The sequence below is a fragment of the Flavobacterium sp. I-STPP5a genome (assembly GCF_009764685.1).
In the GTDB taxonomy this organism is placed as follows: domain Bacteria; phylum Bacteroidota; class Bacteroidia; order Flavobacteriales; family Flavobacteriaceae; genus Flavobacterium.
In genome coordinates this window covers 1-15,597 of record NZ_VHLM01000013.1, presented here as the reverse complement: position 1 = coordinate 15,597, position 15,597 = coordinate 1, and the positions used below count along the sequence as shown (strand labels likewise).

The 15,597-nt window shown below is 33.6% G+C and carries 11 protein-coding genes; 9 read left to right on the top strand and 2 right to left on the bottom strand.

All coding sequences use genetic code 11. From position 1 onward, the window contains the following. The first annotated feature begins 2 nt into the window (after nucleotides 1-2). The 9 genes from FJV36_RS03165 to FJV36_RS03125 all read left to right on the top strand — a co-directional run bounded on the left by FJV36_RS03165 (nucleotide 3) and on the right by FJV36_RS03125 (nucleotide 12,432). A complete protein-coding gene (locus FJV36_RS03165; protein WP_158729301.1) occupies nucleotides 3-872 on the top strand; it encodes an alpha-1,2-fucosyltransferase in 870 nt (289 codons plus the stop codon). Nucleotides 873-901: 29 nt separating this feature from the next. Next, nucleotides 902-2,161, top strand: a complete 1,260-nt coding sequence (locus FJV36_RS03160) for a glycosyltransferase family 4 protein (protein ID WP_158729302.1) — start codon at nucleotides 902-904, stop codon at nucleotides 2,159-2,161. A 127-nt stretch (nucleotides 2,162-2,288) separates the two neighbouring features. Next, the gene (locus tag FJV36_RS03155) at nucleotides 2,289-2,888 is read left to right on the top strand and encodes an N-acetyltransferase (protein ID WP_158729303.1); all 600 of its coding nucleotides are present in this window, start codon (nucleotides 2,289-2,291) and stop codon (nucleotides 2,886-2,888) included. Between the two features lie 13 nt (nucleotides 2,889-2,901). After that, entirely contained in the window at nucleotides 2,902-4,119 is a 1,218-nt protein-coding gene (locus FJV36_RS03150; RefSeq protein ID WP_347753117.1) for a DegT/DnrJ/EryC1/StrS family aminotransferase, read from the top strand. Continuing rightward, entirely contained in the window at nucleotides 4,119-4,709 is a 591-nt protein-coding gene (locus tag FJV36_RS03145) for a sugar transferase (protein WP_158729304.1), read from the top strand. Before FJV36_RS03150 ends, FJV36_RS03145 begins: the two co-directional genes overlap by 1 nt. Before the next feature lie 276 nt (nucleotides 4,710-4,985). Beyond that, entirely contained in the window at nucleotides 4,986-6,140 is a 1,155-nt protein-coding gene (locus tag FJV36_RS03140; RefSeq protein WP_158729305.1) for a DegT/DnrJ/EryC1/StrS aminotransferase family protein, read from the top strand. A gap of 813 nt (nucleotides 6,141-6,953) precedes the next feature. After that, the gene (locus FJV36_RS03135) at nucleotides 6,954-8,861 is read left to right on the top strand and encodes a nucleoside-diphosphate sugar epimerase/dehydratase (protein WP_158729306.1); all 1,908 of its coding nucleotides are present in this window, start codon (nucleotides 6,954-6,956) and stop codon (nucleotides 8,859-8,861) included. Between the two features lie 409 nt (nucleotides 8,862-9,270). Then, nucleotides 9,271-10,065 carry a polysaccharide biosynthesis/export family protein gene (locus FJV36_RS03130; RefSeq protein WP_158729307.1) on the top strand — a complete coding sequence of 265 codons (795 nt, stop codon included), beginning with the start codon at nucleotides 9,271-9,273 and terminating at the stop codon, nucleotides 10,063-10,065. Between the two features lie 6 nt (nucleotides 10,066-10,071). Continuing rightward, nucleotides 10,072-12,432 carry a tyrosine-protein kinase gene (locus FJV36_RS03125; protein ID WP_158729308.1) on the top strand — a complete coding sequence of 787 codons (2,361 nt, stop codon included), beginning with the start codon at nucleotides 10,072-10,074 and terminating at the stop codon, nucleotides 12,430-12,432. A gap of 256 nt (nucleotides 12,433-12,688) precedes the next feature. On the opposite strand, the gene FJV36_RS16425 is transcribed toward FJV36_RS03125, so the two are convergent. Then, complete coding sequence (locus FJV36_RS16425) at nucleotides 12,689-13,279, bottom strand: transposase (protein WP_233264578.1); 591 nt, start codon at nucleotides 13,277-13,279, stop codon at nucleotides 12,689-12,691. A 543-nt stretch (nucleotides 13,280-13,822) separates the two neighbouring features. Further along, the gene (locus tag FJV36_RS03115) at nucleotides 13,823-14,560 is read right to left on the bottom strand and encodes a tyrosine-protein phosphatase (RefSeq protein ID WP_158729309.1); all 738 of its coding nucleotides are present in this window, start codon (nucleotides 14,558-14,560) and stop codon (nucleotides 13,823-13,825) included. Between the last annotated feature and the right edge of the window lie 1,037 nt (nucleotides 14,561-15,597).

Below are 15,597 nucleotides of genomic sequence, written 5' to 3'. Positions count from 1 at the left end.
GTATGAAGATAGTTAATACAATTGGAGGTTTAGGTAATCAGATGTTTTGCTATGCATTTGCACTTGCCTTAAAAAAAAGAAATGATGATGATATATTTGTTGATATATCGCACTTTAACCATTATGGTCTTCATGATGGCTTCTTAATCAATGAAATTTTTAATGTCAAAGAAATTATGGTGGCAAATAAGAGGGAAATTTCTAGATTAACAACTTATATACCGCATTATACTTTATCAAGGTTAGTTAGAAAAATACTGCCAAAAAAGTCTAAAGAGTACATTGAAAAAAGAGATTATGTTTACGATGAAAGAGCTCTAACAGTTAATGGGGATTGTTATTTCGAAGGATATTGGCAAAGCCCTTTGTATTTTGAAAGTATAAAAGAAGATGTTAAAAAAATATTTAGCTTTCCTATTGCTAGCGGGGAAAATAAAGAGTTGTCAGAATTAATTAAATCGGTTAATTCTGTATCGATACATGTACGGAGGGGGGATTATTTAAATGCAAAATCTTTTATCGGGATATGCGAGTTAGACTATTATTGCAATGCAATTTTTGAGATAAATTCTAAAGTAGAGAATCCATATTTTTTTATATTTTCTAATGATATCCAGTGGTGTATAGATAATATAAAGATTTTTCTTAACACTGATAGGATTAAGTTTGTATCTCACAACATTGGTAAAGAGAGTTTTTGGGATATGTATCTTATGTCATGTTGTAAAAATATGATTATCGCCAACAGCTCTTTCAGTTGGTGGGCGGCTTATCTGAATAATAACAAAGATATAAAGATTATTAGCCCCAGTAGGTGGGTAAATAGAGATTATGATTCACAAGTGCATCTTGATTCTTGGGAAAAATTTTAAATAAATTATTTTAATAACTTTTTTTTTAAATGAATATAATTATAATTAATCCATATGGACCGATACCAATACCGGAAGAAAAATGGAGAGAGTATAGATGTACAATAATTGGAAATTATTTGTCTTCAATAGGGCACAATGTAACGTGGTATACTTCGTCATTTTCTCACCATTTTAAAAATCAGAGATCATCAGGCTGGAAAGATATAGTAATAAATGAAAATTTTAAAATTACTTTGGTTCCTACACCAGGGTATAAAAAAAATATTTCTTTTGGAAGAATCTATAGAGATTTAGTTTTTTCTTATAAATTATACCAAAGTAAATTAGTAAATAAGCCCGATCTAGTAATTTATAGTGAATCTCCGCTGACTTTTGGTTATGCAGGATACAAAATAGCTAAAAGGGAAAAAGTTCCTGCCATTTTTGATCAAATGGATTTATGGCCAGAATTAATGGTAAATTCTTTTCCTAACAAGATTAAAGGATTAATAAATGCTTTATTTTATCCAGTGTATCGAAATAGAAAAAATATTTACCAAGATTTAGATGGATTTATTTCCTTATCTACACCTTATCTCGAACTTCCACTAAGTTTTGCTAGCAATTTAAGATCAAGACCTCATGCTGTAATTTATAATGGTATAGATGTAGAGGAATTTAGAAGAAATATAAAACCAGATAAAGGTTTATTAGCTTTATTACCTGACAAAAAAGATAACGATATATGGTTTACTTTCGCAGGAACACTAGGTCCTTCTTATGATATTCTAAATTTACTTGAAGTTGTAAATACAATTGAAAAACTGCAGGTAGGTAATGTTAAATTTCTAATTGCTGGAGATGGTCCACTGAGAAGTAATGTAGAAGAATTTATAAAGAATAGTAAATCTGGAATAGTAAAGTATTTAGGAAAATTAGAGCCAGAAAGCCTTTCTTATCTATATAGTATGAGTGATGTGGGTTTATCCATCTACACAGAAATTTCTAATGTAGAAATGCCAGATAAGTTTTATGATTATACAGCTGCTGGTATAGCAATTTTAAATTCATTAAAAGGAGAAGTAGGATCTATAATAGAAAAGGAAACTGCAGGCCTCAATTATGAGCCAGGTAACAAGGAATCACTCCTTAAAGGAATAATTTATCTTGTTAATAATAACGATAAACGTGACGAATTCGCACAAAATTCAAATCGGATAGGACTTATGTTTGACAAAAATTATCAAATCAAAAAATTGGGACCACTTATAGATACAGTTATGGAGGCTAATAGACATGCATTTTAATTATAATATCAGTAATTTACTATTTATAATTTACAAGAATTTTAAGTTTATGAATTTAATTAATAGAATATTTATCCAAAAATTAATTAATAAAAGTGATTAATTGTAGCACTGATAACGATTTAATATGAAATACAGAGCCATTAAAATATCGGAATCAAATGAGATAGCATCGATTCATTTAAAATCATTTAAAGATTTCTTTTTAAGTTCGTTGGGAGAAGGTTTCTTAAATACTTACTATAAATCCTGTCTAAAAAGTAAGGAGTCAATAGCTATTTGTGCTACTGATGCGAATGACAATTTAATAGGATTTAGTATTGGATGTATGTATTCTAAAGGGTTTCATAAAAGATTGATTAAGCAAAACCTTTTAGCCTTTATGCTTCAAGGTGTAATTATTCTTTGTTCAAATCCTAAAGCAATAATTCGTTTGGGAAATAATTTAGGGAAAAATTCAGATGAAAAAGATGATGGAAATTATGCTGAGTTACTCTCTATTGGTGTTCTTCCTAATTATAATGGACAAGGAATAGGAAAAGAATTGATAAAAAAGTTTGAGGAAGAAGCCGTTAATAAAGGTTGTTCCGAATTGGCCTTGACCACAGATTTCAATGAAAATAAGAAAGTTTTAGAGTTTTATAAAAGTACTGGCTATCAAGTTTATTATGAATTTGTAACGTATCCCAACCGAAAAATGTATAAATTAAAAAAGAATTTAAAATAATACAGATATAGTAATGATTATACCCTTTTCACCACCACGAATAGATCAAAAAGTTATTGATGAAGTTACAAATGCCCTAGAATCGGGCTGGATAACTACTGGTCCGCGAACCAAGTTGTTTGAAAAAAAAATAGCAGAGTACAGTAATGTGAGCAATGTACTAGCAGTTAACTCTTGGACCGCCGGTGCAGAATTGCTGTTGTATTGGTACGGGATAAAAGAAGGAGATGAAGTAATTGTACCCGTATATACCTATTGCGCTACTGCAAACATAGTCAGACACCGTGGTGCTAAAGTTATTATGGTTGATGTTACATCAGATTTCGGCATTGATATTTCCAAAATTGAAAGACATATTACTTCCAGAACTAAGGCCGTAATTCCGGTTGATGTAGGGGGACTGCCAATTGATTATGCAGCTCTAAATCAATTGTTGCAGAATCAAAATGTAAAGGAATTGTTTGTACCTGAATCGGAAAATCAACAAAAACTAGGAAGGATTTTGGTATTGTCCGATGCAGCACATTCTTTTGGAGCAGTTTATCATAATGAAAAAGTCGGTGCTCAGGCCGATTTTACCGTATTTTCGTTTCATGCGGTTAAAAATCTGACAACTGCTGAAGGTGGCGCTATCTGTATTAATTTGCCACCACCTTTCAACAACAAAGAAGTTTATGACCGATTAAACACCCTTTCGCTGCACGGGCAAGACAAGGATGCATTGGCAAAAAGTCAAAAAGGTAATTGGGAATATGATGTTATAGATGCAGGTTTTAAATGCAATATGACCGATATTTTAGCATCAATCGGATTGGTGGAATTTGACAGGTATGAAACGGAAACTTTGCCAAAAAGAAAAACTATATTCGAAAAATACACTGCGGCTTTTGAAAAGTACGATTGGGCGATAACTCCAGTTTATGCCGATGAATCTAGGGAAACCTCATATCACCTTTATTTGCTAAGAATAAAGGATGTGACTTTAGAAGAGAGAAACAGTATCATCCAAGAAATATTTAATCTTGATGTTTCGGTTAATGTCCATTATAAACCATTGCCATTACTTTCTTATTACAAGTCGCTAGAATATGATATAGATGATTTTCCGATAGCAAAAAAATTATGGGAAACTGAAATTTCGTTACCAGTTTTTTATGAAATCACAGAAGAGCAAATTAATACGGTGATTGAAGTTGTTGCAACATCAGTGCATAAAGTTACTGGTAAATAATGAAAAGAGTATTTGACATCGTGTTTTCATTTTTCGGCCTTGTTTTATTACTTCCATTATTCGTTTTGATAATTATTTCGATGAAAATCACCACGAAGGGTCCTATTATATACAAGCAACTTAGAGTAGGTAAAAACAATAATGATTTTTTTATTTTTAAATTCAGAACCATGTTTGTTAATGCAGATAAATTAGGTTTGTTAACTGTTGGTGAACGAGATCCAAGAGTAACAAAAATCGGATTTTATTTGCGTAAATATAAGCTTGACGAGTTGCCGCAATTGATTAATGTGTTTTGTGGGGACATGAGTTTTGTAGGCCCAAGGCCTGAAGTTAGAAAATATGTGGATTTGTATAATCCTATGCAAATGCAAGTGTTAAATGTGAGACCTGGAATAACGGATTTAGCATCCATTGAGTTCAGAAATGAGAACGAACTTCTTTCTTGTCAAGAAAATCCAGACCGTTATTACATTGAAGTTGTTATGCCACAAAAGCTTCAGATTAATTTAAATTACTTAGAGAAAAGGAATTTGATAAAGGATATTGGTGTGATAATTAGTACATTTTGGAGCATATTTAAAAACTAACTATGAATAGCAGTTTTAAATTATTGAATATTTGGTGAAATTTATTAACTGTGTTTCGCACTAATATAATTATATCCTTTGTTGTACTTGTAAAAAATGAAATTGATATTTTAACATATAAAGTAACTGGTTAATATAGTTTTTTATTTGAAATATTTTTTCACTTTTCTATGTTATTTAAGTTTTCATGAGGAATAATATTAAACAAGTAAACTAAGCAATCTTAAGTAAGATACTTAAACAAACACTTTGTACCACAATAAGCAATCTAAGAAAATGTCGTCATCAAGAATTTGGTTATCTTGTCCGCATATGGGTGATGGTGAACAAAAATTTATAGAAAGAGCTTTTGCTACAAATTGGATTGCCCCACTTGGACCTAATGTTATAGGGCTAGAACAAGATCTTGAGGAATATTTATTTAAAAACAAAGTTTCAGTTGCTGTACTAAGTTCTGGAACATCAGCCATTCATTTAGGCCTTGTTTTATTAGGTGTTACATCAGGTGATGAAGTGATCTGCCAAAGTATGACTTTTGCCGCTTCGGTTAATCCTATTTTTTATCAGGGCGCTACGCCCGTTTTTGTTGACAGTGAATTGGACACTTGGAACTTATGCCCAACAGTTTTAGAAGCAGCTATTAAGGACCGGATTGTAGCAGGTAAAAAGCCTAAAGCCATTATTGCCGTGCACTTGTATGGTATACCGTATCAAATTGAAGCTGTGCGAGCGGTTGCTGATTCACACCAAATACCCATTTTAGAGGATGCTGCTGCAGCCTTAGGAAGCAGCTATAAAGGAAAGAAATGTGGCACTTTTGGAGATATTGGGGTGTTTTCTTTTAATGGTAATAAAATCATAACTACTTCTGGCGGTGGTGCTATTGTAACTCCTACCGCAGCCCTAAAGCAAAAAGCTGTTTTCTATGCGACTCAATCTAGAGATGATGCACCGCATTACCAGCACAGTGCCATTGGTTACAACTACCGTATGAGTAATATTTGTGCCGGAATTGGAAGGGGGCAAATGGAAGTATTAGATGCACATGTTGTCAAACGCAGAGCAATGCATGATTTTTATGTTGATTTCTTTCAGAATTATAAGGGAATTTCGGTTTTTACAGTTCCTAATGACGATTATTTTGCGAATTATTGGTTGAGTGCTATTGTTGTAGATCCTCTTTTAACAAATGGGTTAACACGTGAGACCTTGAGATTAGCATTAGAAGCTGAAAATATAGAATCAAGACCATTATGGAAACCGATGCATTTGCAACCTATTTTTGAGAAGTATCCGTATTATGGAGGTACTGTTTCTGAAAGCTTGTTTGATACTGGATTGTGTATGCCGTCAGGATCTAATTTATCCGATGCAGATCGAGAACGGATTACTAAGGTATTGACTGCGATTTTAGAACCTTTTTATAAATGATAGCGGGTTACTGAGTAGGTGCTGTTAATCATTAGTTTTAGACGACTTTATTCTTTAAAGATTTTCTTTTTCTTTTGTCTTGATACAAAAGAAACAAAAGATCAAGCCTGAAAATTAAAAACTTAAAAACTACCTCGAAACTAAGTTCCGCAGCCCGAGCCGTTCGGCTTTAAGCCTCAACTCGCGGACTACTGCCACTTCGTTTTTTCGCTGTTTTTTTACGTTTTTAATTTAAGGGCGGTTTTTTGCGAATTGATTTTCGGAGGAGTATTTTTTAAAGCTGAAAGCTAATTGCTAGTGACGAACTATTTCGAAAATTAACTTAGAACCTCAGTGCCTTAGTCCCCTCGACTTTTTATTTTGTAATGCTGAGGTACGAAGCATCTCTACATGGTTTTCATTTTTGCAGACAATTGAGATTTTTATGATTATTCTCTTCTTTTGTCTTGATTACTCACGAGGTCTTAATTTATGAGTGTTCATGAATTGACATTTCAAAAGAAACAAAAATTATTCACGGGTTAATATTGTTTTTTTTTTTTGGTATTCATGAATCTTCGATTTAAGCCTGAAAAATGTAAAATGTTAAATGTATACTGTAAACTGATCACTGTAAACTGACTACTGTAGACTAAAAACCGAAAACACATCTTTGAAGGAAAGTTGTAAGGTCAATATTTTCCTTATCTTTGATTTCAGAATACGAATTATAATAATACTATTTTAAAACCTACGAATTTGAGTCGTCTATATATAAAAAAAGCTGCCGCATTGTTTACAGATTTTTTTTCCAAGTTAAATTTGCGCTTGAGCATGCATAATTTGGGATATTTACCCCGATGGATCATTGTATCTATTGATTTGGTAATTCTAATTTTGTCATTTTTTTTTACCTTCCTTATTTTTAAAGGTACTGGTTTAGATTATGTGATTACCACCCATTCAGCATTGTATTTAAGTATGCTATTGCTGTGCAATGTTTTTTTCTTTTGGCTTTTCCGAACCTATTCCGGGATTATTAGGCATTCCTCTAATATTGATGCCGTAAAATTATTGTTTTCACAACTATCCGTTTTAATAGTTTTTTTAATCATCAATTTCTTTTTTGAATTTGCTGAAGGTCGAAAAATAATTTTGAATACCGCCCTATTCATCAATATAGTACTGTCTTTTTGTGGGTTATTTTTATACCGTGTCATAGTAAAACATACTTTTGAGCTCTATTTTTCTGAAAGTAAAAGTACCAACTTGATTCGTACCGTAATTTATGGTACCGATGCCAATGCAATATCTGTAGCGAATGCATTAAAATTTGAAACACCAACACGTTTTAAAATTGTAGGTTTTATTGATAAAAACAATCAAAATGCGTCCAAAAGAATGTTGGATTTACCAATTTTAGTTCAGAAAAAGAAATTACCTGCTTTGATGCGTTCAGTAGGTGCCACTAGTGTACTTCTGGCGGATAGAGCATTAACCCGAGAAGAGCAAATTGTGATCGTAGACCAGTGCTTAGAGTATAATTTGAAAGTGTTTACAGTGCCTTTGATTTCTGATTGGGAGAACCAACGTGAGATTTCTCAAAAGGTTAAAACCATTCAAATTGAAGATTTGCTCGAACGGAAACCGATCGTTTTGGATAACAAATCCATTTCGAAGCAATTGAAAGACAAAGTGGTTTTAATTAGTGGTGCAGCTGGTTCCATAGGTAGTGAAATAGTTCGGCAAGTATTGACTTTTCAACCCAAAAAAGTAATCATACTAGACCAAGCCGAAACGCCTTTGCACCATTTACAATTGGAAACGGATGCTATTACTACAGACGCAAAAATTAGAACCGTGATAGCCGATATTAGAGACAGGGAAGCGATGGATATGGTTTTTAAAACCTATAAACCACATGTCGTTTTTCATGCAGCAGCTTATAAACACGTCCCGTTAATGGAGGATAATCCTTGTCAAGCTATTTTTACGAATATTAAAGGAACTAAAAATTTAGCGGATTTAGCTTGTATGTATAACGTCAAAAAATTTGTTATGGTCTCTACCGACAAAGCGGTAAACCCAAGTAATGTTATGGGGGCTAGCAAACGAATAGCAGAGAAATACGTACAGTCCTTGCATTTAAAAAACCAACACGAAAAAGGGGATCAAGCAACCAAGTTTATTACCACTCGTTTTGGAAATGTATTGGGTTCCAATGGCTCTGTAGTGCCACTTTTTACAAGACAAATTGCCGAGGGTGGGCCTGTAACGATAACCCATAAGGATATTATTCGGTATTTCATGACCATACCTGAGGCATGTCAACTGGTGCTTGAAGCGGGAGCGATGGGTAAAGGTGGTGAAATTTATATTTTTGATATGGGCAAGCCAGTAAAAATTATTGATTTGGCTCGAAAAATGATCAAGTTGGCTGGTTTTATACCAGAACGGGATATAAAGATACAGGTAGTTGGTTTGAGGCCGGGTGAAAAATTATACGAAGAATTGTTGAATGACACCTCAAAGTCAATGCCAACGCACCATTCTAAAATTATGATCGCGCAGGAATTACAGGATGAATACGAGACCTTACACCAAGATGTGACTGACTTGATAAATATTGCAGAAGGGTATGCCAACGATACCATGGTGGCGCAGATGAAAAAAATAGTACCCGAGTTTAAAAGTATGAATTCTACTTTTGAAACGCTAGATACAGTGGAAGTACATCCTTAGTAGCGTGTTGCTATACACAGTAAACAAACACTCGAGCAGCCATTTTAATAAAAAAAACAGTCAATTCGAGTGTTTTTTTATTGCATACGTCCTGTGCTTCTGGTTTAAGGGATTCTTTATCGTTTTTTATAAAAAAAAAGTTCTTTACGCTACTATTGCAGTAAGAGAATACGAGAGTTTAATAGCGTGCGTTGTTTAAATATCTATATTCTTTGGAATTCGCAAGCAGGAAAGCAATTTTAGAAACTTTTTTCCGTTTTGTTTGGTAATAGAGCTTAAATCTATTGTTTACCTGAGTTTGTTGATGCCATAGCGTTGGTTTGTAGAATATTTTAAATTAGTATCATTAAAAGGTCAATTTAAGTGGTGTTTTCTTATATTTGCACCGTTAAAACCCAAATCATTGAAAATGAAATATTATTATGTACTCCAACGGATCATACCGTTTGTAATTATTGGCTTGTTGTTTTCTTGTGCCCAAAGAAAAGACGTGGTCTACTACCAAAATATTGATGCCATGTCACCTTTATCCAATAATAGTTCCTACGAAATTAAGATTCAGCAAGACGATTTGTTGTCTATTATTGTATCAGCAGAGGATCCTGAAATTGCTGCACCCTTTAACTTGAGTTCGGTTATTACGCAACAAAGTACAAATCTCAATAATGCGAATGGTCAAATGACCATGCAATTGTATTTAGTCGATACGCAAGGTAATATTGAGTTTCCAGTAATTGGAAAATTGAAGGTGAGTGGTCTTACTCGTACAGAGGTGATGCAAGTATTACATACAAAAATTGCTGCCTACATCAAAAATCCAATTATCAACCTCCGAATTGCCAATTTCAAAGTATCCATACAAGGAGAGGTAACTACTCCAGGTTCATATCCCGTAAACTCTGAGCGCATTACACTGATTGAGGCACTAGCTTTGGCTGGAGACTTGACCATTTATGGTAAAAGAAATAACATCCTGATTATTAGAGAAACGAATGGAGTAAAGTCATTCAATCGGGTGGATATTACCAATGCTGCCTTTTTGAAGTCTCCTTTTTATTATCTAGCACAAAATGATGTGGTCTATGTAGAGCCTAATAAAAGCCGCATCAATGCAGCTGCTGTAGGACCCAATACTGGAGTAATTATCTCCATTTCTTCCTTGCTAATCACTTTAATAACGCTTATCGTTTCAAGTTCAAAATAAACCCGAATGGAAAATAGTATTCATACTGAAAATACAGAACAAGATTTTAATATTAAAGCCCTTGTAGAACAATATGCGGCGCATTGGAGGTGGTTTTTGTTGGGTATTACGATCAGTTTATCAATTGCATATGTGTATTTAAGGTATGCGACACCTCAATATAAAGTTGCCACTACCATATTAGTTAAAGATGAAAAAAAAGGTGGACTGTCTTCAGAATTGTCAGCTTTTGCAGATATGGGCCTTGGCGGTGTAAAAAACAATTTAGATAATGAAATTGAGATTTTAAAGTCGCGAACACTCGTAGAAAGTACGCTGAGGAAGATGAATCTTGCGATAACATTAGCATCGCAAGGAAAAGTCATCAGCAGTGATTTGTATAAAAATGCTCCCATCATTGTTACTTTTTTAAATAAAAAGAAAGATTTTGAAGAGAGGAGAGCTGTATTTGAATTTAAAGGAACTACACCTAATTCATTTGAATTGCAAGAGGTAGCGGAGAATAAGATGTTACTAGCATCCAAAATGACGTACCGTTATGGAGAATCAATTCCCTCTAAGTTAGGGACTTTTGTGATTAACAAATCGTTGATTCGTCGTGTGTCTTTTGGTGAATCAGCTACGTCCATTCAGATTATCGTCACACCTTTAGAGAAATTAGTAGAGAGCTACAGGTCTCGTTTGACCGTAAATCCTTTGAGTAAGACGAGTAGTGTGGTAGAACTTGCTATTGTAGATCCTGTGGTGGAAAAAGCAGAGGATTTCTTAAATAATTTGGTTAAAAACTACAACGAAGGTTCTGCAGCAGATAAAAATTTCATCTCGGAGAATACCTCTCGTTTTATTGCCAATCGTTTGGCTTTAATTACCCAAGAATTAGATGGAGTGGAGCAGAACGTTCAAGACTTTAAAAAGTCCAATCGTTTGACGGATATTGAAACTGAAGCCAAGCTTTTTATAGAGGGGTCTAGCGAGTACGATAAAAAAGGAGTTGAGGCTGATATACAGTTGAACATGATTGGTTCTATGCTTGATTTCATGAAAAACAGTAAAAAGGCTGATCTCTTGCCTAGTAATATTATCAGTGGAGAAGCTACAGAGTTGATTGGTGAATATAATAAATTAGTATTAGATCGTAATAGAATCTTAAAGTCGGCCACGGAATCTAATCCCTCAGTTATTAAAATAGGCGAACAAATAGAGTCTTTAAAGTCTAATGTGTCGGCTAGTTTGAATAGAATGAAGTCTAACCTGCAAATCCAAAAGAGAGATTTGCGCGGTCAAGAAGGATTGTTAGATAGTAGAATCGGTAAAATTCCGGTCCAAGAACGTCAATTTCGTGTAATTGCAAGACAGCAAAAAGTGAAGGAGGAGCTATATTTGTATTTGTTGCAAAAACGTGAAGAAACGGCTATCGCCATGGCTGCAACAGAGGCTATTGCTCGAGTTGTGGACGAGGCAAAAGGATCAGTTGTTCCTGTAGCGCCCAAAAAGAGCATTATCTATTTGGCAGCTTTGTTGCTTGGAGTTTTAGTCCCTATCGGGGTGATATATGTGAACAGTTTGTTTGATACTAAAATTAAAAGCCGTTTGGATTTAGAAGGAAAAACACTTATCCCTTTTATTGGTGATGTTCCTTCGTCTGATTCGCCAAACGAGTTGATTCGTGCCGAAAGTAGAACGAGTAGTGCAGAAGCGTTACGAATTATACGAACCAACCTAGAGTTTATGTTAAGTCGTGTGCCGGATGGTCAAGCCAAAACCATATTTTTAACCTCTACTTTTCCTTCCGAAGGGAAAACGTTTGTATCTGTAAATTTGGCAGCCACTTTTGCGCTTTCTGGAAAAAAAGTGCTTTTAATAGGGATGGATATCAGAAGTCCACGTCTGGATGATTATGTAACTATTCCAGATGAGGGAGTTACTAATTATTTATCGTCCAAAGATCTAAAAGTAGAAGATTTCATTGTAAGGTACGATGGTTTTCAGCATTTTGATATTCTACCAGCGGGTATTATTCCGCCTAATCCTGCTGAGCTTTTAATGAGTCAAAAAGTAGACATAATGTTTGAAAATCTTAAGAAAAAATACGATTATGTTATTGTTGATACGGCTCCTGTTGCTCTGGTTACAGATACACTTTTAATTGCCAATAATGCAGATTGTTTTATTTATGTAGCACGTGCTAATGTCTTAGAAAAAAGAATGCTCGATATACCGAACACATTATATAGAGAGCATAAATTACCTAATATGTGTTTGTTGTTAAACGATACCGATTCGTCTAAAGGCTACGGTTACGGTTATGGCTACGGAATGCAAGTGGAACAAAAAGTATGGTATAAAAGATTGTTGAATATCAAATAATCAAAAGTTATACTACAAAAAAAGAAAGCTTACTGTGTGTTTACGTAGTAAGCTTTCTTTTTTTGGTAATGTGGTCAAAAATAGTTGGTAATTTTTAATTTTAGATTAGTTAAATTAGCTCAGTCAAATTGAAGAGGACATTGGCTCTGCTGAGGAGCAACCAATTAGCAATAGATTTGATACATATACGAAAAATGAGGGCAGTTTATCTGCCCTTTTTTATACATTTTTTGGTATGTCTAATGGCTAAGAAAACCTACTTGTTGTTTTGATTTTTGTAATACAAATACCATTTCAAAAAGTTCTTGCGGTTGGCTAAACTTAATCCTCTATGAACATTCAAATTACCTTTTAAATGTCCAAAAAAAGATTCTAAAGAATTTGTTGTATTGGGTATTTTGCCATCCTGTAAATAGAGAAACATATTGGGTAATGCTTTTTTAATTACAGTAAATGATCTTCTAACCATTTTATGGGTATACCAATATCTTCCAGTTTCCATATTATGTGATTTTTGATTAATAAAATCCCGATATTCTTCTTCCCATTGAATGAGTTCAATAAGCCATAATTGTCGTTTATATTCAGAATCAATATGATGGATTTTGACAACTATTTGCTTAAGTTCAAAACCAGATTTGTGCTTTGGATGCTGAGTAATCCATATTCTGCACATTCTTGATATATGCACCAAACATCTTTGAAAAGGTACTTTTGGACACACTTTTTTAATAGCTTTTATTGAGGATTTATCTCCATCCGATGTGATGCTCTTTATTTTAATTCCTAGTTTCAATAAATTCTGTAAGTCTTCTGCAATCTCCTCAAAATGTTCTCCATTGGTCATTCTATAAAGTTGCGTTGACCTTAAATGAAAGTTCCTATAAACAACCAAACAGATATCATTTGGAAAATAGGTTCCATTCAGGACTAAATAAATTTCATCAGCAGAGCTAAATTCTAAAAGGGTGCCTTATGCAACATTTTAGAAAAATAACGTTGTAATGTGCTCTTGCTATATCCAGATTCAAGTGATATCTTATCAAAAGTATCTTTGCCAATTATCCAATTTTTAAACCAAATTTCTTTGTTAGAATCTGAAACAGATTTATTGTTTGAAGTAAATAATTGACTGCAATCCTTACATTTAAAACGCTGCTTATTTTGTTGAATTCCCCATTTAATAGTTTGAAGACTTTTGCACGTTGGACAACGCTTTTTTTTGAGTTTTTCATAAATAAAAAAAGTTTATTGAAACGAATTTCAATAAACTTTTGGAAACATCATATTTTATAATGCTTTACAGCATTTTTACCAACTATTTTTGACTATTAAACCCTTTTTTTTAGGGGTAAATGGTAATCCTAGTGGCAACTGCTCTGGATTGATTTTATAGTTTGAAAAATTGATTGTTGGCAATCGCTTCTTTCAAGGGGGCGGTGTCTTTAATTAATATTTTTTGATCAAATGCAGCAATGTGTTTGGCATGATGTGCATCGGTGCCTACATAGGTATACATTCCTTTTTGAAGTAATTGTTCGGCAATTTGAGCAATTCCGTTGCCGTAATAGCCAACTATAGACAGTAAATTAAGCTGGAACAAACATCCCGCCTTTATAAGTTTGTCGTATTCCTTCATGTTGTTGTGATAGAATAGATAGCGTTCAGGATGTGCCAAAACGGGAATATAGCCCGCAACTTGTAGATCAAATAAAATAGCATACAGTTGAATAGGAGCATTGATATAAGACATCTCTACTAGTACATAATTATTTTTCAAGGTTAGTAATGACTTCTCTTGAAAAAGTTTAACAAACTGATCGTCCATTAGGTATTCTGCTGCAGCCTTAAATGGAGAAGTGATACCGCTACCGTGTAATAGGGATATCGTTTCATTTTGTTTCTTTATAATTTGTTCGTGTGTGTTGTCCCAAACATGTTGTATAATGTGAGGTGTTGTAATAAACTCCGTAATACCCATGCTTTGCAAAGCAGTGGTTAGGGCTAGCGTATCTTTGAATGTTTGAGCACCATCGTCAATGCCTGGAAGCAAATGCGAATGGATGTCAATGTGATTTTGCGGAATGAGCTCTCGTAAAGGAGGCTTCGATTTAAAAAATGTAAACATGATGCAAATATAAATAAAACTCTGTCTAAAAGGATTATTTTAAAAGAGAATGCATTCGTTTTTTTGATAGTACTCAATTGTAAGGTAATCGTTTTCTGTTTCATTTCCTTTCAAAATAAGATTGTAGTACAATTGAGTTTTTTAAATAATAAAGGAATAATACTATTCTATAATTTGTCAGTGCATCTTTTTTAATTGATTTAGATATTAACTAATGATTGTTCGTGTAAGTAGATGGGAATATTAAATTTTATTTGGGCGATCCCTTATATAAAACAACAAGAGTAGCAGTTGATCCTGCTACTCTTGTTGTTTTATATAAGGACGGGCTTTTCGCTACAAGTCCTCGTTCCTTCCTTTCGGTCGTCACTGTGGGCTTTTCGCTACTATCCCTAACGCGGTTTGAGAATCTAGAAGACGTTTTTTGCGGATAAGTAAAAACGCTACCTATATATAATAGATAACAATTCTATTAATAATTCTATTATTGAATAGATGTAAACCAGTAGTCGTTATATATAGAATGCTATCAAATACTCTCAAGAGTCACGATTTTACAGTAAAACGATCCTAATTTAAATTAACTTAAAAAAGTTTATGTTTTAAGAGTCGTTTAATCAGTGCTTTAGTTTAAAAGTTAAGAAAAGATCAAAAAAAGGCGAATAAAAAGCTTGTAAAAGGGAATAAAGGTTGTAGTTTTGCACCCGCAATGACGCAGACGTTCTTTAAATGATTGACAAGTAAAACAAAGTAATTAGAGATTTACTCTTTAAATAAACCTTAAAAAAAGCTTGTGAGATTTAAAAGAGAAAGTTATCTTTGCACCCCGCAAAACGCTGGAAGTTCCTTGAGAGATTGATAAGAAATAGAGAAGCAAACGAGATAAATATTATCTCAAAAAAACTTCATGATTTTCTTGCCAGTTAAAAAAGAATAACTACTTTTGCACCCGCTTTGAGAAACAAACGAAAGGCGAAAAAATAGTAAGAATACGTTCCTAGACATATTGAATTGACAGCCGTTTTGTTCGCAAGAAC

What these genes read in the sequence shown, in the direction of transcription:
- FJV36_RS03165 (WP_158729301.1), top strand. Translation starts at nt 3, where the DNA reads ATGAAGATAGTTAATACAATTGGAGGTTTAGGTAATCAGATGTTTTGC.
- FJV36_RS03160 (WP_158729302.1), top strand. Translation starts at nt 902, where the DNA reads ATGAATATAATTATAATTAATCCATATGGACCGATACCAATACCGGAA.
- FJV36_RS03155 (WP_158729303.1), top strand. Translation starts at nt 2,289, where the DNA reads ATGAAATACAGAGCCATTAAAATATCGGAATCAAATGAGATAGCATCG.
- FJV36_RS03150 (WP_347753117.1), top strand. Translation starts at nt 2,902, where the DNA reads ATGATTATACCCTTTTCACCACCACGAATAGATCAAAAAGTTATTGAT.
- FJV36_RS03145 (WP_158729304.1), top strand. Translation starts at nt 4,119, where the DNA reads ATGAAAAGAGTATTTGACATCGTGTTTTCATTTTTCGGCCTTGTTTTA.
- FJV36_RS03140 (WP_158729305.1), top strand. Translation starts at nt 4,986, where the DNA reads ATGTCGTCATCAAGAATTTGGTTATCTTGTCCGCATATGGGTGATGGT.
- FJV36_RS03135 (WP_158729306.1), top strand. Translation starts at nt 6,954, where the DNA reads ATGCATAATTTGGGATATTTACCCCGATGGATCATTGTATCTATTGAT.
- FJV36_RS03130 (WP_158729307.1), top strand. Translation starts at nt 9,271, where the DNA reads ATGAAATATTATTATGTACTCCAACGGATCATACCGTTTGTAATTATT.
- FJV36_RS03125 (WP_158729308.1), top strand. Translation starts at nt 10,072, where the DNA reads ATGGAAAATAGTATTCATACTGAAAATACAGAACAAGATTTTAATATT.
- FJV36_RS16425 (WP_233264578.1), bottom strand. Translation starts at nt 13,279, where the DNA reads ATGACCAATGGAGAACATTTTGAGGAGATTGCAGAAGACTTACAGAAT.
- FJV36_RS03115 (WP_158729309.1), bottom strand. Translation starts at nt 14,560, where the DNA reads ATGTTTACATTTTTTAAATCGAAGCCTCCTTTACGAGAGCTCATTCCG.